This is a genomic window from Streptomyces yokosukanensis (genome assembly GCF_001514035.1).
GTDB classification, from domain to species: Bacteria; Actinomycetota; Actinomycetes; order Streptomycetales; family Streptomycetaceae; genus Streptomyces; species Streptomyces yokosukanensis.
Genome location: NZ_KQ948215.1, coordinates 365,320 through 385,135 on the forward strand (window position 1 = coordinate 365,320; position 19,816 = coordinate 385,135).

14 protein-coding genes are annotated in these 19,816 nt (G+C 71.3%); 5 read left to right on the forward strand and 9 right to left on the reverse strand.

Annotation, left to right across the window (positions count from 1 at the left end; all coding sequences use genetic code 11):
* Positions 1 to 28 precede the first annotated feature (28 nt).
* The 3 genes from AQI95_RS25945 to AQI95_RS25955 are packed head-to-tail and all read left to right on the forward strand — an operon-like array spanning position 29 to position 2,575.
* The gene (locus AQI95_RS25945; RefSeq protein ID WP_208614259.1) at positions 29 to 766 is read left to right on the forward strand and encodes a GntR family transcriptional regulator; all 738 of its coding nucleotides are present in this window, start codon (positions 29 to 31) and stop codon (positions 764 to 766) included.
* A 16-nt stretch (positions 767 to 782) separates the two neighbouring features.
* Positions 783 to 1,493 (forward strand): phosphonatase-like hydrolase, encoded by a 711-nt coding sequence (locus AQI95_RS25950; RefSeq protein ID WP_067128480.1) that lies wholly within the window; start codon positions 783 to 785, stop codon positions 1,491 to 1,493.
* Positions 1,490 to 2,575 carry an alcohol dehydrogenase catalytic domain-containing protein gene (locus AQI95_RS25955; RefSeq protein WP_067128483.1) on the forward strand — a complete coding sequence of 362 codons (1,086 nt, stop codon included), beginning with the start codon at positions 1,490 to 1,492 and terminating at the stop codon, positions 2,573 to 2,575. Before AQI95_RS25950 ends, AQI95_RS25955 begins: the two co-directional genes overlap by 4 nt.
* Positions 2,576 to 2,617: 42 nt before the next feature.
* Here the strand turns inward: AQI95_RS25955 and AQI95_RS25960 are convergent, their stop codons facing one another.
* The 3 genes from AQI95_RS25960 to AQI95_RS25970 all read right to left on the reverse strand — a co-directional run bounded on the left by AQI95_RS25960 (position 2,618) and on the right by AQI95_RS25970 (position 5,889).
* Complete coding sequence (locus AQI95_RS25960; RefSeq protein WP_244188850.1) at positions 2,618 to 3,574, reverse strand: SMP-30/gluconolactonase/LRE family protein; 957 nt, start codon at positions 3,572 to 3,574, stop codon at positions 2,618 to 2,620.
* A gap of 126 nt (positions 3,575 to 3,700) precedes the next feature.
* Entirely contained in the window at positions 3,701 to 4,528 is an 828-nt protein-coding gene (locus tag AQI95_RS25965) for an SDR family NAD(P)-dependent oxidoreductase (RefSeq protein WP_067128489.1), read from the reverse strand.
* Positions 4,529 to 4,629: 101 nt separating this feature from the next.
* Entirely contained in the window at positions 4,630 to 5,889 is a 1,260-nt protein-coding gene (locus AQI95_RS25970) for an MFS transporter (protein WP_244188851.1), read from the reverse strand.
* A 164-nt stretch (positions 5,890 to 6,053) separates the two neighbouring features.
* Here AQI95_RS25970 and AQI95_RS25975 point away from each other — a divergent pair, with 164 nt between their 5' ends.
* Entirely contained in the window at positions 6,054 to 6,902 is an 849-nt protein-coding gene (locus AQI95_RS25975; protein WP_067128491.1) for a helix-turn-helix transcriptional regulator, read from the forward strand.
* A 312-nt stretch (positions 6,903 to 7,214) separates the two neighbouring features.
* Positions 7,215 to 10,046 carry a helix-turn-helix transcriptional regulator gene (locus AQI95_RS25980; RefSeq protein ID WP_079071469.1) on the forward strand — a complete coding sequence of 944 codons (2,832 nt, stop codon included), beginning with the start codon at positions 7,215 to 7,217 and terminating at the stop codon, positions 10,044 to 10,046.
* A gap of 32 nt (positions 10,047 to 10,078) precedes the next feature.
* Here the strand turns inward: AQI95_RS25980 and AQI95_RS25985 are convergent, their stop codons facing one another.
* From AQI95_RS25985 to AQI95_RS26010, 6 genes are all read right to left on the reverse strand, one after another.
* Positions 10,079 to 12,169, reverse strand: coding sequence for an oxidoreductase (locus AQI95_RS25985; protein WP_067128495.1), 2,091 nt, complete (start codon positions 12,167 to 12,169; stop codon positions 10,079 to 10,081).
* 28 nt (positions 12,170 to 12,197) lie between these two features.
* Positions 12,198 to 13,049 carry a 1-cyclohexenylcarbonyl-CoA reductase gene (chcA, locus tag AQI95_RS25990; protein WP_067128498.1) on the reverse strand — a complete coding sequence of 284 codons (852 nt, stop codon included), beginning with the start codon at positions 13,047 to 13,049 and terminating at the stop codon, positions 12,198 to 12,200.
* Complete coding sequence (locus AQI95_RS25995; protein ID WP_067128501.1) at positions 13,046 to 14,215, reverse strand: acyl-CoA dehydrogenase family protein; 1,170 nt, start codon at positions 14,213 to 14,215, stop codon at positions 13,046 to 13,048. Before AQI95_RS25995 ends, chcA begins: the two co-directional genes overlap by 4 nt.
* A gap of 81 nt (positions 14,216 to 14,296) precedes the next feature.
* Entirely contained in the window at positions 14,297 to 17,308 is a 3,012-nt protein-coding gene (gene aroA / locus AQI95_RS26000) for a 3-phosphoshikimate 1-carboxyvinyltransferase (protein ID WP_067128504.1), read from the reverse strand.
* Positions 17,309 to 17,392: 84 nt separating this feature from the next.
* Positions 17,393 to 18,613, reverse strand: coding sequence for a 3-deoxy-7-phosphoheptulonate synthase (locus tag AQI95_RS26005; protein WP_279617027.1), 1,221 nt, complete (start codon positions 18,611 to 18,613; stop codon positions 17,393 to 17,395).
* A gap of 493 nt (positions 18,614 to 19,106) precedes the next feature.
* Positions 19,107 to 19,814 carry an HAD-IA family hydrolase gene (locus tag AQI95_RS26010; protein WP_079071471.1) on the reverse strand — a complete coding sequence of 236 codons (708 nt, stop codon included), beginning with the start codon at positions 19,812 to 19,814 and terminating at the stop codon, positions 19,107 to 19,109.
* Between the last annotated feature and the right edge of the window lie 2 nt (positions 19,815 to 19,816).

The window sequence follows — 19,816 nt, forward strand, 5'->3', positions numbered from 1 at the left end:
CGCCACCTGTATAGTCAGGGTTATGTCCATGGCCTTGCACGAAGTCATCGCCGAGAGCATCCGCGAGCAGATCCGCGTCGGTGAACTCACCATCGGGTCTGCTCTGCCGTCGGAATCCCAGCTCTGCGAGCGGTGGAAGTCCTCCCGCGGACCCGTACGCCAGGCGCTTGCTACGCTTCGCGCCGAAGGTGTCATCACAGGTGGTTCCGGCAAGCCACCGGTGGTGTGTACAACCTCGATCCCGCAACCCTTCGACTCGCTGCTGTCCTACTCGGCCTGGGCACGGGCGATCGGGCGTTCGGCCGGGCAGCGGACGCTGGAGCTGGCGCTACGTCCGGCCGATCCGCTCGTCGCCCCGAAGCTGGGCATCGACGAGGGAGCACGTGTCGTGCAGGTCCTGCGGCTGCGCTACCTCGACGGTGAGCGCGCGATGCTGGAGCGCGCCACCTTCGTCGAGCACGTCGGTCGCCTCCTGTTCGACTTCGACTGCGACTCGGGATCGATCTGGGCGTATCTGCAGTCGCGCGGGGTGAACTTCTCCACCGCCTCGCACATCATCGACGCGGTCGCCGCCGATCCGCTCGACTCGGAGCACCTCGAGGTGACCGAAGGGTCTCCGCTGCTCAGGCAGCAGCGGACGGCGCGTACCGCGGACGGTGAGGTCATCGAGTACCACGACGACCGGTACCTGCCCGGGATGGTCAGTTTCTCCCTGGAAAACACCCTTGACGTGCGCACTTCTCTGATGCGCAACGCGAAACCCTGAAACCGGAGTTCCACGCATGCTCACATCCCCGCCCGAACTCGTCGTGCTCGACATGGCCGGCACCACCGTCGACGAGGGCCTCCAGGTCTACCGCGTCCTCGAGGAGACGGTGATCGCCCACGGGGGAGCGCCCTCGGCGGCGGACATCGCCCGGTGGCACGGCTCCGCCAAGCACGAGGCGCTCCGCGCGCTGCTCACCCCGAGCGGCGGCACTCCGCTCTCCGACGAGGCCCTGACCCCGGTCGTCGCCGACTTCCGGGCCCGGCTCGCGGCCGCGTACGCCGCACACCCGCCGCAGCCGTTGCCCGGAGTGACCGAGGCCCTCGCCGAACTGCGGGCCGCCGGCGTCAAGGTCGCGCTCAACACCGGCTTCGACCGTGACGTCGTGGACTCGTTGCTGGCCGCGCTCGGCTGGGAGGGCGACACGGTCGCGGACACCGTCGTCTGCGGCAGCGAGGTGTCGACGGGACGTCCCGCCCCCTTCATGATCTTCGCCGCCATGGAGCGGCTGGGCGTCACAGACGTACGGCGCGTGCTGGTCGCGGGTGACACCCCGCGTGACCTCGAAGCCGGCACCCGCTCCGGCGCCGCGTTCGTCGTCGGTGTCCTGTCCGGGGCCAGTGACGCGGCGGAACTCGGCGGGCACCGGCACACCCATCTCCTGCCGTCCGTGGCCGCGCTTCCCGCGCTGCTCGGGCTGCGCGACGCGGAGAAGAGCGCCGCATGACGAACCAGCCGGAACAGCCCGCCCGGACCACGGACCGGCTCGACGAGACCCTCGTGGCCGTCTGGCGCGGCGGGGACGACATCGCTCTCGAGACGGTGCCCGTACCAGCGCTCGGACCCGGGGACGTGCTGGTGCGCATGCGCCTCGCCACGATCTGCGGCAGCGACCGCCACACGGTGAGCGGACGACGCGTGCAGCCCTGCCCCTCGGTCCTCGGCCACGAGACCGTGGGCGAGATCGTCGCGTGCGGTGCGGACGGGGCACGCGCGGTGGACGGACGGGAGCTTCGGGCGGGCCAGCGGGTCATCTGGTCGGTGACACTGCCCTGCGGCACCTGCGACCGCTGCCTGGCCGGCGTCACCGCCAAGTGCCGTACCGTGCGCAAGGCCGGTCATGAGGCATGGGACTCCGACTGGCCCCTGTCCGGCGGCTACGCCCGGCATGTGCTGCTCCCTCACGGCATGCCGATCGCCGTCGTCGGTGACGCCCTCGCGGACGCACTCGCCGCACCGGCCGCCTGCGCCACGGCGACCGTCATGGCCGTGGTCGAACGCGCGCCGCGCATGGCCGGCAGGCGGGTGGTGGTCGTGGGGGCCGGCATGCTCGGGCTCACTGCCGTCGCGGCGGCCGCCGCGGCCGGAGCGTCGTCGGTGACCGCTGTCGATCCCGCCGCCGAGAGACGAGAGCTGGCACGGCGGTTCGGCGCCACCGAGGTCCGGCCGACGATGCCGGACGCAGGGCCCTGCGATGTGCTGCTGGAGTTCTCCGGCTCGTCCACGGCACTGCAGCAAGGACTGCGCACACTCGATGTGCAGGGTGTCGCCGTCCTCGCGGGAGCCGTGCTCCCCGACGCCCCCGTCGTCGTGGAGCCGGAGTCGGTGGTGCGCGGTCATCTGTCCGTCGTCGGTGTGCACAACTACGAGCCACGGCATCTGACCGAGGCGCTGAGCTTCCTGGAGGAGACCCGCGACCGGTTCCCCTGGCAGGACCTCGTGGCAGAGCCCGTACCGCTCGAGGCCGTCGGCAGCCTGCTGACCGACCCTCCGGGCACGACGCCGCGGTATTCGATCACCGCGCACTGAGCGTGAGGGCGCGCGCCCGCGGCGGAGTCGGCGCGGTCCGCCTCAGGGGCGGCGTGGGATCCGGGCGGCGAGCAGATTCGGATCGGTACCGGTGAAGTAGGCGGCGTCGGCGACGTACACGGTGTCGCCGCGGCGCGTGACGGAGGTGGGATTCCGCAGCCCGTCGGCCGCGGTGAGGGCCACGGTGTGCGAGCCGTCGGAGCGGACGAGTTCGACCCGGTCGCCCTGGTTGTCGGCGACGAGGACGTCGTCCGCGTCGCCGGTGAACGCGAAGTCGTCCACGGTGCCCAGCCCTGTGGCGACCGTGTGGACCGGGCCGGGCGCGCCGTGGCAGCCGATAGGGATGCTCAGCAGTGTTCCTCGGTCCATGTTGGTGATCCAGACGGCGTTGCCGTGGACCTTCAGCCCGTTGGCGCCGAAATGGCCCGGGGCGGCGGCGAGTTCGGGTGCCCTCTTCCAGACGGCCGCCGTCCTGCCGGCGAGCGGGATGCGCCAGAGCGCGCCGAGCGCGGAGTCGCTGGCGTAGAGGAAACCCTGGTGCAGGGCGAGGCCGTTGGGGACGGCGGTGGCGGGCATGGCCGCCACGCGGCTGGGGCTGCCGCCCGGCGGGATCCGCCACAGTCCGGTGAGGTCGTCGGTGCCCGCCGAGTAGAGGACGTACAGGGTGCCGTCCGGGAGCCGGACGATGCCGCCGACGAAGGCGCGGCCGGTGAGCGGCGCGTGGGTGCCGTCCGGCGGGGCGGGCAGGGTGGCCAGGACCGTCTGCCTGCCGTCCGGTGCGAGCCGGTCGATCCGGTGGGCGAAGGACATGGTCAGATCGACGGCGCCGCCCGCCTCGGTCGTCAGGTTCTCGGGCCGCTGCCCGGCCGCCGGATCGAAGTGCCGCACGACCCGTACGTCGACGAGCGGGGGTGTCGCCGCGGATGCCGGTGCGGCGACACCCGCGAGGGCGGTGGCCAGTGCCGCGGCGAGGATCGGAAACCTGCTGATGGTGTGCACGGTGGACTCCCAGGTCCTCCCGCATCCGAACCGGTGCGGGATGTGATGAGGTGAGGTGAGGTGGTCGGGTGTCCCGCAGTCCCGCAGTCCCGCAGTCCCGCAGGACGGGTCGGGTCGGGTCGGTGGTCAGTCCTTGCCGTGGGCCTCGACCGAGAGCGGCTCCCAGGCACGCCAGGTCTCCAGGCGCGTCCGGTACTCGGCGCTCGTGACGGCGAGCGGACCGTCGCCGAGGAAGACCCGCAGCGGCGGTTCGGCCGCGTCGACGAGCCGGAGCACGGCGGCACGGGTGGCGGCCGGATCGCCGAGCGTGCCGTGGCGCTGCCGCCTGGCCCGCCGGACGTGTGCCAGCAGCTCGCTGTAGGCGGGGTTCGGTGTGGCGGTGCGCCCGGACGACCCGCCGAAGTCGGTGGCGTACGCGGCCGGTTCGATCAGCGTCACCCTGATCCCGAACGGCGCGACCTCCTGGGCCAGCGACTGGCTGAAGCCCTCCAGGGCCCATTTCGAGGCCGCGTACATGCCGGAGTGGGGAAAGGCGCAGACGCCGCTGATCGAGCTGACTTGCAGGATGTGCCCCGAGCCCTGCTCGCGCAGGATGGGCAGCGCCGCCTGCGTCACCCACAGCGCGCCGAAGAAGTTGGCGTCCAGCTGATCGCGTGCCGCGGACTCGCTGATCTCCTCGATCATGCCGAACTGCCCGTATCCGGCGTTGTTCACGATGACGTCGAGACGCCCGAAGTGCTCGCGAGCCGCTCGTACGGCCGCGAAGGCGGCGGCGCGGTCGGTGACGTCGAGCCGCTGCGGGAGGAGCAGGTCGCCGTAGGCCGCGACGAGGTCGACGAGTGCGGCGCTGTCGCGGGCCGTGGCGGCCACCTGGTCGCCGCGTTCGAGGGCGGCGACCGCCCACTCGCGTCCGAAGCCGCGTGCGGCGCCGGTGATGAACCAGGTCGTGCTCATGTGTGCTCCAGTGGGTGTGCCGGCTCGGCCGGGGCGCGAAGCCGCCGCAGGGCCGGCGGTACGGGTGGCTGACGGCGGCCGGCGGGACCGACCGGGTCGGTTCAGGCGACGTCCACGGTGTTCGCGGCCCCGGCCGGACGTACGGCGTCCCCCGGCGCCCCGGTACGAGCCGTCCTCCACCGGCCGTGGGCCCACAGCAGCAGACCGGCCAGCGGCAGCGCCGCCCCGAAGGCGCAGACTCCGGTCCAGCCGCAGGCGGTGTGCAGTGCCCCGGTCACGGCGGAGGAGGCGGCGCCGCCGACGAAGACCGTGGTCATGAAGACGGTGTTGATCCGGGCGCGGGCGTCGCCGCGCAGGGAGTAGATCTCGTGCTGGCTCAGCACCTGGTGGCACTGCACGGCGAAGTCCAGCAGCACCGCGGCCAGGACCAGCAGCGCAACGCTGCCGTGCCCGAGGGCGGCGAGCACGAAGGCCGACGAGGCGAGCAGCAGCGCGGCACCGGCGGCACCGCGGCCGTGACCCCGGTCCGCGATCCGGCCCGCTATCGGCGCTGCGGCCGCTCCGGCCGCGCCGACCAGCGCGAAGAGGGCGATCTGGACCTGGCCGAAGTGATGTTCGTCGATCAGTTCGTAGGCGATGGCCGTCCAGAACGTGGTGAACGCCCCGAACATGCTCGCCTGGCACAGGGACCGGCGGCGCAGGACGGGTTCACGCCGCACCAGCTCGCCCAGGCTCGCCAGCAGGGTGCGGTAGCCGCCCGTGTGGTCCGGTGCGCGCTGCGGCAGCGTCCGGCGCAGGGCGACGGCGAGGACGAGCATCAGGACCGCGGAGACGACGTAGATCGCCCGCCAGCCCAGCAGGTCGGCGACCAGGCTCGCCACCGTCCGGGCGAGCAGGATGCCGGTGAGCAGACCGCTCATGACCTGGCCGACGGCCTTGCCGCGCCGCTCGGGCGGGCTCCGATGGGCGGCCAGCGGCACCAGTACCTGCGCGACCACGGACGTGGTTCCCACCAGCACCGAGAGGGCGAGGAACATCCCGAACACCGGGCTCGCGGCGGCGAGCAGCAGTGCGGTCGCCGTCACGAGCAGCGTCCGTGTCGCCAGCCGGCGGTTCTCGACCAGATCGCCGAGCGGGAGCACGAACAGCAGCCCCAGGGCGTACCCGGCCTGGGTCAGCGTCACCACCATGGTGGCCGCGCCCTGGCCGACGCCGAACGAGCGGGCCATGAGGTCGAGCAGCGGCTGCGCGTAGTAGAGATTGGCCACGGTCAATCCGCAGGCCACCGCCATGACCAGGGTCAGCGCGGGATTCATCCGCTGCGGTGCGGCCGATGCGGGCGCACTCACCTGTCGGCGCATGTGTTCTCGCCTCTGTTGATGCATGTGTTCTCGCCTTCCTCGCGAAGTTCCGGGAACGACGCTAGGAAGGCTGCGGCGGGCGAAGAAGGGTGTGCCGCACCCCCTCCCAGCCAGGGTGCAGCGCACCCAGGCTGCCCGGCCCGGCCGGCGGTAGCGTGGCGGGTATGACGAGGGAAAACCAGCTCGGCGACTTCCTGCGCGCCCGTCGCGATCTGGTCTCACCGCAGGAGGTGGGCCTGCCGTGGCACATGTCCCGCCGGGTCAAGGGGCTGCGCAGGGACGAGGTCGCGCTGCTCGCCGGAGTCAGCACCGACTACTACACGCGCCTGGAGCAGGGCCGTGAGCGGCACCCGTCGGAGCAGGTGCTCGGTGCGGTGGCCCGCGCCCTGCGCCTCGACGACTCCGCGGCCGCGCACCTGTTCCAGCTCGTCCAGCCGGCGCCGAGAACCGCCGCCGCCCCGGTGACGACCGTCAGTCCCGAACTGTCGTGCCTGATGGAGCACTTCCTGGATCTGCCGGCCTGCATCGTCGGCCCCGCGCTGGACATCCTCGCCGCCAACCGGTCCGGGCGGCAGCTGTTCAGCGGCTTCGCCCGGATGGACAACCAGCTGCGGATGCTGTTCCTCGACCCCGCCGGCCGCCGGTTCTACCGGGACTGGGAGCGCGCCGCCCGCGGCATGGTCAGCAATCTGCGCGCGCAGGCCGCCCCGTTCCCCGACGATCCGCGCATCGCCCAGGTCATCGGTGAACTCTCCCTGCGCAGCCCGGCGTTCGCACAGTTGTGGGCCCGGTACGACGTACGGCCCTGCACCAGTGACGACAAGCCGCTGTGGCACCCGCAGGTCGGCGAGATGTACCTGCACTACGAGTCGTTCACCGTCGCCAGCGCTCCCGGCCAGCGGCTGCTGGTCTACTCCGCCGAACCCGGCACCCCCAGCGCCGACGCCCTCGTCCTGCTGCGCACCCTCGCCGAGGAGCCGCGTTCCGGCCATCCCGCACGCACGGCCTCGTGATGACACGGTGTGAGATCTTCGTCGCCCTCCCAACTCGACGCAGATCACCCTCTGTTCACCTTCATGCAACCGGTGAGATGGTCGACGGGTGTGAAGATGATCCTCCAGTACCTGTTCTAGGAGCTCCGCCCGTGAACGTTCCCCCCTCCGGCTGGTTGTCGACCACCGCCGTCCCGCGTGCCCTGGCGGCCGTCGATTTTTCGATGGCCCGGAAAGCCGCTCTTGCTACGTTGGACTAATGTTCCTCCATATGGGTGATGTGTGCTCTTGCGGGCCGGTGTGTCGGCAGCCCGGAAATGACGCGGGGGAGATGTGACGCGAGGAGAAGGCCGTCCTGCCGCCGGCGGCGTCCTGATCGAACGTGACCGGCAGCTCGCCCCCGTACAGGCGTGGTTGGCGGATCCCCGGCCCACGGTGGGTCAGGTGCTCCTGCTCGAGGGGACGGTGGGCGCGGGCAAGACGGAGTTCCTGCGCGCGGTGACCGAACGCGCCCTGTCCGCCGGCGCGATCCTCCTGCACGCCGTCTGCTCCCCCGAGGAACGGGACCTGCCGTTCGGTGTCCTCCGCCAGCTGTTCGACACCCCGGCGCTGCCGGCGGAAGTACGCAAGCGCATCTCACCCGTGCTGCGCGACCTCATGGAATCGGCCCGTACCGAGGACATGCACGAGACCGTGGAGCACAACAGGGTCGCCATCCTGTACGACTTCCTCCTCCCGGTCACCGAACTGGCCGCCACCACACCGGTCGTGGTGTGCGTCGACGACATCGACCACATGGACGTGGCGTCGCAGCAGTGCCTGCTGCATCTGGTCCGCCGGATGAGTTCGACCCCCCTGCTGATGGTGCTCACCGAACTCGCCGAGCCGCGTCGGACGCACTCGCCCTTCCATGCCGAACTCCTGCGCCATTCCTCCTTCGTCTCCACACGGCTCGCGCCGCTCTCGCCGGAGGGCGCGCGCGCCATGATCGGCCTGCGCCTCGGCGAGGCGGCGGCCCGGAGGCTGTGCGACGGCTTCCTCGAGTACAGCGGCGGCAACCCGCTGCTGCTCGATGTGTTGATCAACGACGAGCGGCTGTACGGAGAGGTGCGTCAGCAGGGGTACGGGCGCGCGCTGCTGGCGTGCCTGTACCGCAGCGGGCCCGACACGTTACGGGTGGCCCGTGCCATGGCGGTGTACGGCGACGACGCCTCGCCGAAGGAACTCGCGACGCTGACCGACGCCGACGTCGCGACCGTGGAGTGGGCTCTGCGTTCCATGACGGAGGCCGGACTGCTGCGGCTCGACCGCTTCCGGCATACCGTGGCCCCGCGTACCGTGCTCGACGACCTGCCGGCCCCGGACCGCGAGGAACTGCACCACCGGTCCGCGTGTCTGCTGCGCGGCCAGGGCGCCCCCGCGGTCGACATCGCCCCGCATCTGGCCGAGGTCGGTCAGGTGCTGGAGCCCTGGGCGCTGAGCGTGCTGGTGGAGGCGGCCTCCGAGGCGCTGCTGCACGACGAGGTGCACCGCGCCGTGCGGTACCTGGACGCGGCCCGGCGATCCTGTACGAGCGAGAAGGACCGCTGGTCGATCCAGGCCAAGCTTGCCCAGGCCGAATGGCAGCTCAACCCCTTGGCGTCGCTGCGGCATCTGATGGCCCTGACGGAAGCGGCGCGCGCCGGCCGGCTGGACCACTACGAGGCGATACTGCTGGTACGGCAACTGCTGTGGCTGAACCGCACGCACGAGGCCGCGGACGTGCTCGCACTGCTCCGCAAGAGGGCGGCACAGCAGCAGTCCACCGCGATCCCGGCCCCGCCCGGCGCCCCGGAGGAACCGGCCGAGCTGCACGACATGGAACTCTGGCTCGCCTGCACCTACCCGCCGCTCGCGGGACGGGTGCCGATCGGAGCCGCGCCGACCGGTCCCGAGGGCGCGCCCACCACCCGGGGCAGGACGTTCTGGCTGCAGTCGATCGGTGCGCTCTCCGGCGGGCTCATCCGCAAGCGCAGCGACGGAACCCAGGAATGGGCCTCGCACGCCCTCAGCCAACTCGACCTCAACCACCATGCACCCTGGGCCGAGGAAGCCACTCTCCTCGCGCTGATGGCACTGGTCTACGGCGGTCGTCTGGGCGAGGCCGCCGACCGGTGCCGCAGCCTGGAGGAACTCCGCAACGGGCGTCCCTCGCCGATGTGGCAGAGCGTCTTCGACGCGGCCGAGGCGGAGATCCTGCTGCGCCGGGGCGCGTTCCCCGAAGCCGTGCAGCGCGGCAGGTCGGCCCTGGAGCACATACCGGTCCAGGGCTGGGGCACCGCCGTCGGCCTGCCCCTGGGCACCCTGATCCTGGCCCATTCCCGCATGGGTGAGTTCGACGAGGCCACCGCGCTCGTCACCCGGAGCATCCCCGACGACATGTTCCAGAGCCGGTACGGACTGCACTACCTGCACGCGCGCGGACACTACTACCTCGCCACGAACCGGACGCGTGCCGCGCTCGGGGACTTCCTCTCCTGCGGGGAACTCATGCGCAAGTGGGGCCTGGACCTGCCCGGCATCGTGCCGTGGCGGACCAGCGCGGCCGAGGCGTGGCTGCTGCAGGGCAACCGGGACCGGGCCAAGCGCCTGGTCAAGGACCAACTGGCGATCGCCGGACCGCAGGACGCCGTCAGCAGGGCACTCGCGCTGCGGCTCATGGCCGTGTTCAGCTCGCTGGGGCAGCGTCCGCGGCTGCTCGGCGAGGCGGCCGACATCCTGGAGGCGGCCGACTGCTCCTACGAACTGGCCAGAACCCTGTCCGACCTGAGCCGGGCCCACCACGCGCTGGGCAAGCACCGCCGGGCGCGGGTGGTCGTCCGCCGCGCCTGGCACGTGGCGCACCTGTGCAAGGCGGAACCGCTGTGCCAGGAACTGCTGCCGGACATGAGCGGTGAGGCGAGGACGGGGCAGGACACGGAACGGACGACGGCACTCGCGTCGCTCACCAACTCCGAACGCAGGATCGCCTCGATGGCGGTGAAGGGCTACACCAACCGCGAGATCGCGGAAAAGCTGCTCATCACGCCCAGTACGGTGGAACAGCATCTGACACGTGTCTACCGCAAGCTGGCCGTCAAGAACCGCCAGAGCCTGCCGGGTTACCTGCGCAGCGACGCCGGCTGACACACCGGGACCATCGGTCCGCCCCGCCTCGCTCAAGGCGCCGCGCTCCGGACGACACGGTGCGCGGCGCGCAGTCCCTGAGCGGTGGCCCGTACGGCATTGAGGCCCTCGGTGCCGGCGACGCCACCGGCGGTCTCGAAGGGGACCCCGGCCCGGCGGAGCGTGCCGACGACGTCCCGTTCGCTTTCCTGGCCGACGGCGAGGACGACGTGGTCGGCCTCGACGAGCCGGCGGTTGCCCCCGGCGTCGACGACGATCACGCCTTCGCGCGTGATCTCCTGATACACGACGCCGGTGAGCAGCCGCACGCCGGCGGCGCGCAGTTCCTCCATCACCACCCACCGGGTGGACGCACCGATCCCGGTACCGATCCGGCCGCCGCGCCGCATGACCGTCACCTGGCGGGGACTGTCGGCCGGTCGACCGCTCGTCCTCCCTGTGACCGGGACCGGCTGCGACGGGGTCGCGACGGCGTGGGAGGCGAGGAACTCCCCGGGAGTGACGGCGGCGGGGGAGCGGCTGGTGAGGAGGTGGGCCAGATCGACGGCGATTCCGCCGCCACCGATGACGACGACACGCCCGCCGAGTGCGTCGGGGTCGGCGAACGCCTGAGAGTAGTCGAGGACGTGCGGCAGGGTGTGACCGGACAGTTCCGGCCGGCGGGGCCGGACGCCACTGGCGACGATCACGCCGTCCATGGTGCGCAGCAGGGGCACGTCCCGCAGGCCGATGCGATGGCCCAGGCGGACGGGCACACGCAGTTCGTCGAGTTCCCGGACCCGCCGCCGTATCGTCTCGCCGAAGTCCGCCTTGCCCGGCACCCGGGCGGCCATCCGGAACTGGCCGCCGGGCTGGTCGGCCGCTTCGTACACCTCGACCGCATGGCCGAGTCCCGCCAGTGTGCGGGCGGCCTCCAGCCCCGCGAGCCCCGCGCCGACGACGGCGTACCGGCCCCGGCGCACGGGGGAGTGCCGAGCGGGGAACCGGGGGAACTCACGCTCGTGCCCCGCCCGCGGATTCACCAGGCAGGACACGCGCTCGGCGCCGAAGGACCGGTCGATGCACGCCTCGTTGCACGCGATGCACAGCTCCACCGACGCGCCGCGACCGGCCCGGGACTTGCCGACGACGGCCGCGTCCGCGAGGAACGGGCGGGCCATGGCCACCAGGTCGATGTCGCCTCCGGCCAGCGCCTCGTCGGCCTGGGCGATCTGGTTGAAGCGGTTCGAGGCGATGACGGGCAGGTGGCCGTGGCCCGCCGCCCGCAGCGCCCGCTTGACCTCTTCGGCGTACACGGCCCAGGTGCCCGGCGGCACTTGGGCCTGCACGGTCGGCACGGGCGACTCGTGCCAGCCGACGCCCACCGCGAGCGCGTCGGCACCGGCCTCGGCGAGCGCGACGGCCAGCGCGGCCGTCTCCTTCCACGGCGTGCCGTCGGTGACGAGGTCGGCGCCCGACATCCGGAAGAGCACGGGGAACGCCGGGCCCACCGCTGCCCGTACGGCCCGCAGCACCTCGACGGGCATACGGACGCGGCCATCGGCGTCAGCTCCCCAGCGGTCGCTTCGCCGGTTGGTGAGCGGAGCGGTGAACTGGTTGAGCAGATAGCCCTCGGAGCCCATCACCTCGACGGCGTCGAAGCCCAGCTCGCGCGCCGTCCGTGCGGCCCGCGCGAAGTCGGCGACGGTCCCCGCGATCTCCTCCTCGGTCATCGCCCGCGGAACGGTACGGGAGAATCGGCTGTACACGGCGGACGGCGCGAGCGGCGTGCCGTCGTCGTCGCCGTGGCCGCCGGGCAGCGCGTACCGCCCGGCGTGGAAGAGCTGGAGCGCGATGAGGCCGTCGGCGTCGTGCACCGCACGGGCCGCCCGGCGCAGCACACTCCTGTGGTTCGCGTCGTCGAGCACGCCGTAGCCGGGCCCGCCGGCACCCGCCCGGTTCACCGCGGAGCCGCCGGTGACGATCAGCCCGGCACCGCCGCGCACACGTTCCGTGTAGAAGGCGGCCAGGGCCGCACCGCCGTCGTCCAGGGTCTCCAGATTCAGGTGCATGGCGCCCATGACGATACGGTGCGGCAACGTCAGGCCGCCGATGTCGCAGGGCCTGAAGACATGATCGAACACCAGCGGTCCCTCTCCTCGGGTTCCCGGCTCAGGCGCCGCGAGTCGGCCGGGGCGGCAGCGCGAGCGCGTCACCCGCGTCCGCGAAGAACGGCGGTGCGACGACGCTGAGCCCGCCGTCGACCACGAGGGTCTGCCCGGTCATGTAGCCCGCCCCGTCACCGAGGAGGAAGGCGATGGTGTCGGCCATCTCCTGCACGGTGCCCGGACGGCGCGCGGGGATCCGGTCGAGGACGCCCTGCATGGGCGGCATGCCCTCGACGTCGTAGAAGAACTCCAGCGAGTCGGAGTCGATGAGCCCGCCGTTGACCGCGTTCACGTTGATGCCGTACGGGGCGAACTCCACCGCCATGTACCGCACCCACGACTCGATGGCGGCCTTCATCCCGCCGAGCATCGCGTACGTGGGGTAGGCGCGGATCGAGCCGTAGGAGGACAGCGCGACGATCCGCCCGCCGTCGTCCATCAGCTTCACGGCCTGCTGCGCCCCCAGCACGAACGGCCGCAGGTTCATCGCGTACGAGCGGTCCAGGTGGTGCGGGCCGAGATCGACGATGTTCTTGAACGCGCTCGCCGCCGCGTTGGAGACGAAGTGGTCGAGCCGCCCGCAGCGCTGCGCCACCTCGTCGAACAGCGCGGTGATGCCCTCGGTGGTCTCGACGTCCGCCTGGACCGCGAAGCCGCGGCCGCCGGCCTCCTCGACATCGGTGACGGTCTTGTGCGCCAGGTCCGCGTTCTTCTTGTAGTTGACCACCACCGTGCCACCCTGCCGGGCGAGGGTGAGGGCCAGGGCGCGGCCGATGCCGCGCGAGGCCCCGGTGATCAGCGAGACCTGTGCGCGCTCGGGCAGCTGCCGGTCCTGCTCGTCCTGCCGGTTGCTCATCGGGTCGTTCCTTCCCCGTCGCGGTCCGCGGCGCGCTGGAGCAACTCGCGGAAGACCACGGCCTTCTGCACCTCGTTGGTGCCTTCCTCGAAGCGTTGGGCACGGGCGTCGCGGTAGACACGCTCGATCTTCTGCGACTTCCAGTAGCCGAGGCCACCGTGCACCTGGAGTGCCTTGTCGGTGACGTTCGTCAGCATCGTCACGGCGTGCATCTTCGCCATCGACGACTGCATCGACGCGTCGTCCGCGCCCTCCTCGAAGCGGCGGGCCGCGTGCAGGACCAGTTGCCGGGCGGCCTCGATGTCCGCCGCGTTCTCGGCCAGCATGAACTGGATGGCCTGGCGCTGGGTGAGCGCCTTGCCGAAGGTCACCCGGTCACGGGCGTACTCGACGGCCAGCTGCTGGGCGCGCTGGGCGAGCCCGACACAGCTCATCGCCACGGAGATCCGGGACGGTGTGAGGAAGCCGCCGAGGAACACCTGCAGGCCCTCGCCCTCCGCGCCCAGTCGGTGGTCCACCGGCACGGGTGTGCGGTCGAAGGTCAGCGACGCGTGGTCGGTGCCCGTGACCCCCATCGTGTTGGAGGTGTCCTCGACCGTGACGCCCGGCGCGTGACGCGGCACCAGCAGGGCCACCGTGCCCTCGTGGCCGGTGCTGCCCTCGACGCGGGCGGCCAGCAGGTAGTAGTCGCAGCGCACCCCGAAGGTGATCAGATGCTTGCGCCCCGACAGGTAGTACGTGTCGCCCTCGCGCACCACCGACGTGGTGATGTCCGCGCCGGTGCCGTTGCCCGGCTCGGTGAGCGTAAAGGCGATCTTGATGTCGCCGGTGACCGAGGGGATGACGAAGCGCTTGCGCTGATCGTCGTCGGCATGGCCGTCCATGGACCGCCAGATGCCGTTGACGACATGCACGATCATGCGCACGGAGCCGTGCGAGCGGGAGAAGATCTCCATCAGCTCCATCCAGCGCGTGAAGCCGAGGCCGTGGCCGCCGTACTCCTCGGGGGCCGCCAGCCGCAGGAACCCCAGGCCGTTCAACTCGGCCCACAGCGCTTCGGGTACCTGCCCGGTCTCCTCGATGCGTTCGGCCCAGCGTTCGCCCGGGCCCTCCACCCACTGCTCGACCTGGGTACGCAACTCGTGGAACCGCTGCTCATCCGTCATCTGCTGCCTCTGTCCTCTTTCGTCGTCCGGTGTGATGTCCCGCCCGCCCCCGCTGGTCGCACAGCGGGGGCGGGCGGAGTGTCAGACAGCGTCCTCGTCGTGCGGCCGAAGACCGTGGGCCAGGGCCCGCAGTTCGAACTTCTTCACCTTGCCGATCGGATTGCGCGGCAGCGCATCGATCCGCTCCAGGCGCTCCGGCCAGTACTGCTTGGCCACTTGGTGCCCGTCCAGGTAGCGCCGCATCTCCTCGAACGTCAACTGCGCCCCGCCGCCCGGAACGACGAACGCGCAGGCGCGCTCGCCGAGGCGCTCGTCCGGCATGGCCACCACGGCCACGTCCTCCACCGAGGGGTGTCCGAACAGCAGTTGCTCGACCTCCGCGACGGGGATCTTCTCGCCACCGCGGTTGATCACGTCCTTCACGCGTCCGGTGATCCGCAGGAAGCCGGCGGTGTCGATCGTCGCCAGATCACCCGTGCGGTACCAGCCGTCCTCGGTGAACGCCTCGGCCGTCAGGTCGGGACGGTCGAGGTACTCCCCGAAGACCGTGGGGGAGCGCAGCTCGAAGTTGCCCTCCTTGCCCGCGGGCAGGACACGTCCCTCGTCGTCCGTGATCCTCAGCTCGACGCCGTCCAGCGCACGGCCGTCGGAGCCCCAGCGCTGCCGCGGCTCGTCCCCGGGCGCCGACAGCGCGCCCAGGCAGGTCTCGGTGGTGCCGAAGGCCCCGCACACGTCGGCGCCGAGCACGCGCCCGGCCCGCTCGGCCAGACCACGCGGCACCATCGCGCCCGTCGCCACGAAGATCCGCAGATGACGCGGCGTCTCGCCGCTCTCCTGCACCGCCTTGACCAGGTCGGACAGGAAGGGCGTCGCCGCCTGCACGAACGTCGCGCGGTGTTCGTTGAGCGACTGCAGCGCGCGCTTGGCGTCCCAGTCCGGCTGCAGGATCTGCGGCACGCCCAGCACCAACGCCAGCACCATGCCGTACAGGAAGCCCGTCTGGTGGGCGAGCGGCGACGGCACCCAGATGACGTCCTGCTCCCCGAGCCCGAGGTGCCGCATCTCCATCGAGACGGCCCTGACCAGGTTGCGCGTGGGCTGGGTGACGCCCTTGGGCTCGCTGGTGGTGCCCGAGGTGAACAGCAGCTGCGCCGTCATGTCCGGCGTCGGCACGATCGCGTCGAGCGCCGCCCGGTCGATCGACGTCGTCTCCAGCGCCTGCAGCCAGTCGTGCACGGTGGTCCCGCTCACGGAGGTCTGCGGCAACTGGGCGGAGCCGCCCGAGGTGGCCAGCACCACCACGTGCTCCAGGCGCAGGTCCGAGCCGCCCTTCGCGGCCAGGTCCAGCACCTCCTGCGCGGGCCGACGCGACCGATGGCGGTCCGCCACCACCAGCACCCGTGCGCGCGAGCGCCTGAGCACGAACCCGATCTCGCGCTTGCGGAAGAACGGGATGATGGGACAGCACACGGCTCCGATGCGCAGCGCCGCCAGCGACAGCACCACGAACTCGATGCGGTTCGGCAGCTGGTACGCCACGTTCTCGCCGGGCCGCACACCGAGGCGCAGCAACAGGGCCGCCGTACGGTCCACTTGGTCCGCCAGCTCACGCCAGGTGACCACCTCGTCGTGGTCGGACCGCACGTCGACCACGGCCGTCTCGTCGGGCCGGGTGACGGCCTGGCGCCGCAGCCACTGCGTGAGCGTGATCCGCGACGCCGCCTCAGGGTCCACAGCCTCGCGTTCCGGCCGCCCGGCTCGGGTGCCTGCCTGGGCGGAGCCCGCCGAGCCCTTCTCCACCGACATCGGAACACCGAGGGTGTTCATCGCGTCGAGGAACGTCGGGTACGAGATGCGGTACGCGTTCGGATAGGTCAGCGTGGAACTGCCGCGCGCCCGGGACGACGCGACCGCGAGCGACATCAGGACTCGGTGGTCGTTGAACGACGACAACTTCGCGCCGTCCAGCCCGTCCACGCCCCGCACTCGCAGCTCGTCGGGCGACAGCTGGAGACGGCCGCCCATGGAGTTGAGCTGGAGCATGGCCGCGGCGCGGTCGGACTCCTTGAGCCGGGTGTGCGCGATGTTGCGGAACACCGACTCGCCCTGCGCGAACGTGCCGAGCGTCGACAGGATCGGCAGCATGTCCGGCACATCGCGGCAGTCGACGTCGACCGCCGTCAGCCGCGGCGCATCCTGCTGGATGCGCAGGCCGCCGGCCCGCTCGTCCACCTCCATCGGCACGCCCATCGAGCGCGCGATGTCGAGGAAGTGGAACTCCGGGTGGTCGGCCGGGCCGCCCTGCAGCGTCGTGATGCCGCGCAGCAGTACGTCGCAGGGGTGCAACGCGGCGGTCGCGATGCCGAACGCGGCGGAACCGATGTCGGGCGGCAGCGTCAGTTCGACGGTACGTGCCTGCTGGCCTGGCTCGATGTCGAAGCGCCGCCAGTCCTCGGACACGGTCACCTCGAGGCCGAACTGCCGCATCATCGCCACGGTCAGTTCCAGGTACGAGCGTTCGTTGAGCTCGCCCTCCACCTCGATGGTGGTGTGCCCGGTGGCGAACGGCGCCAGCAGGATCAGGCCCGATATCCACTGGGACAGGGTGCCGGCGATCGTGACATGACCGCCCGAGGGCCGGTGGCCCTGCACATGGACGGGCGGGCAGTCGTCCGCCGACTCCAGCCGGACCCCCATCTGTTCGAGCGCGCGCAGCAGCGGGCCCACCGGGCGTCGCCTGAAGTACTTCTGCCCGGTCACCGCCACGGCGCGGTCCGACAGCGAGGCCAGACCGATCATGAAGTACAGAGTGGTCCCGGAGCTGCCGGCGGAGACGGCCTCCCGACGCGGTGTGTAGCGCCCGCCGAGACCGTGCACCACGAAGGTGCCGCCGTCCCTGGTGATCCTCACACCGAGGCCGCGCAGCAGTTGCACGGTGTACTCGACGTGCCGGGCGTCGGACAGCCCGTGGACGAGGCTGACGCCGTCGGCGAGCGAGGCGAGTATCAGCGCACGATGCGCGTGGTACTTCGAATTCGGAACAGGAATCTCACCGGTGATGCGGCGCCTGATTCCGTTGACAAGAAGATGCATGGGACCTGCTACTCCCTGACCATGGACAGGTGGCCGAGGCAGGAGGAACGGCGACCCGCCATGGCCTGGGACAGAACCGCAGAATCAGTAGTTCGTGTGGCTTTCGACTTGGTGGAGCTGCATCCCCAGCTCGGACCAGGCGGAGATCAGCGCCACGGCCTGCTCGGGGTTGAGGCGCGGGTCGCACAGGCTCGTGCGCTCGACGGTCGCCCCTTCGAGCACGGACATGTCCGTGACGCACTCGAGCACGTCGTCGGGTGTGGTCTCCAGGTGCAGTCCGCCTGCCACACCGCCGGCGACGGCCACGGCCTGGCGGAACCCCTGGATCTCCCGGGCCATGCTGCCCAGCAGGCGGGTCTTGTGGCCGTCCGGGGCGGCAACGGTGTTGCCGTGCATGGGGTCGCAGAGCCAGATCACCGGATGGCCGGCCAGACGGACCGCCTCGACCAGCGTGGGCAGTCTGTCGAGGACGACGTCGGCGCCCATGCGGACGATGAGCGTCAGACGGCCCGGCTCCCGCAGCGGATCGAGCCGTTCGCACAGGGCGGTGACGTCCTGTGCGGTGGTCGTGGGGCCGATCTTCACGGCGACGGGGTTGGCGATGTCCGCGACCAGATCGACGTGGGCGCCGTCCAGTTGACGGGTCCGCTCGCCGATCCACGGCCAGTGCGTGGAGCCGAGCAGGCGGCGGCCGTCACCCAGGTCACGGATCATGGGCAGCTCGTAGTCGAGGACGAGCGCCTCATGGCTCGTCCACACCTGGGGCTCGGTCGCCGCCGGGGTGCCGTGGGCCGCCGGGCTGCGCCACCCCAGGTGCTCCATGACGTCGCTCGCCGCCATGTAGGCGGTCAGAATGCGGAGCGGATCGTGGCGGCGGCTTTCCGGATCGGGCTCAGGGCCGTTGACCATGTGTCCCCGGTACACGGGAAGTTCCATGCCACCGACCCGCTCCAGCGGCTTCGAACGGGGCTTGGCGAACTGGCCGGCGATGCGTCCGACCCGTACGACCGGCTTGCGGGTCGCCGTCTGCAGTGTCTCGGCGAGCAGGTCGAGCACGGCGGACTTGCGCCCCACATACTCCGCGCCGCACTCGCCCGGGTCCTCGGCACAGTCCCCTGCCTGCACCACATGGGCCTCGCCCAGGGCCACCTGGGCGAGCAAGGCTCGCAGGGCACGCACATCCTCCACCCTGACCAGCGGCGGACGGCCGGCCAGGACCTCACGGATGCGCCGCACCTGTGACGGGTCGTCCCACTCGGGCTGCTGCAGGGCCGGCTTGCGCATTTCCGTGACGGCTTTTCCCACGTCGGATCTCCGGTGAAATGTCGGTCGGGATGTGACTGCGCTCATAGGAAGGCGATCCTCGAAGGCCCTTCGGCGGCCACTGTCGGGCGCCGCAACAGCTCGGGAAAGGATGGTGACCCCTGCCGGATGTACTCCACCGAATTTCCTCTCTCGGTTTTCCGGAGCGGTGGTTCTCAGGGGTTGGAACCACCTCATCGCGACGGCCCGGTCCAGAAGCCGGCGCCCCGCGAATCCTGTTCGAGCCTCCCACCGATGTGCCGTCGCCCCAATCCCCTGGGGATCCCCTACATCCCCCCTAACCGGAGCCCCGATTCGACTGCCGACCCCTGGTCAGGTGGCATGTCCCCGGTGGGGCCCGCTGCTGTGGGCCCTGGCGGGTGAGCCTCCTGCGGAGCCGGCGGCCGTCACGGCACTGCCGAGCCCCGGGCAGAACAGGTGGAAAACGCGAAAGACCCCGCCCTGATGGGCGGGGTCGGTGCGACGGGTCGGTCGGTCAGAGCGTGCGGGATGTGCCTATGCACACCTCCAGCAATTCCGACGGGTCGCGCAGGACGGCATCCGGATTCTCCGCGAGAAGGGACTCGTCGTCGCTCTCGCCCCACAGGGCGGCGAATGCGGCGACACCGGCACCCCGCGCACTGGCGAGATCGGTGACGGCGTCGCCGATCATGACCGTCCGCGACGGGTCGGAGCCGAGCACGCCCAGGGCCTTCAGCACGATGTCGGGTGCCGGCTTGGGACGGACCACCTCGTCGGAACCGATGACGACGGTGAACAGGTCCAGCAGACCGAGCTGTTCGAGGAGCGAGCGGGCCCGCGGACCGCTCTTGCCGGTGGCGACGGCGAGCGGGATCCCGTGCGCCCGCAGCTCTCTCAGCATCTCCGGCACACCGTCGAAGACCGCGACGAGGTGTGCGAGCCGGTAGCTCTCACGGACGAAGGGGGCCTCCATCTCCAGCGGTAGGCCCATGATCCGCATGATGTCGGGGAAGTAGCGGCCCAGGTGCCGCTCGTACTCGTCGAACGGTGGCTCGCCGTTCCCCACCACTTCGGCGTAGGCGGTCCGAAACGCCTCGCGCATGACCGCGAAGCTGTTGACGAGCACCCCGTCGAGGTCGAAGACGACCGCGTCGATGGGTTCCGTCCAATGGGTACGGGCGCCGGGGGCGGCGGGGTCTTGGGTGGTGCCAAGACTGTCCATGG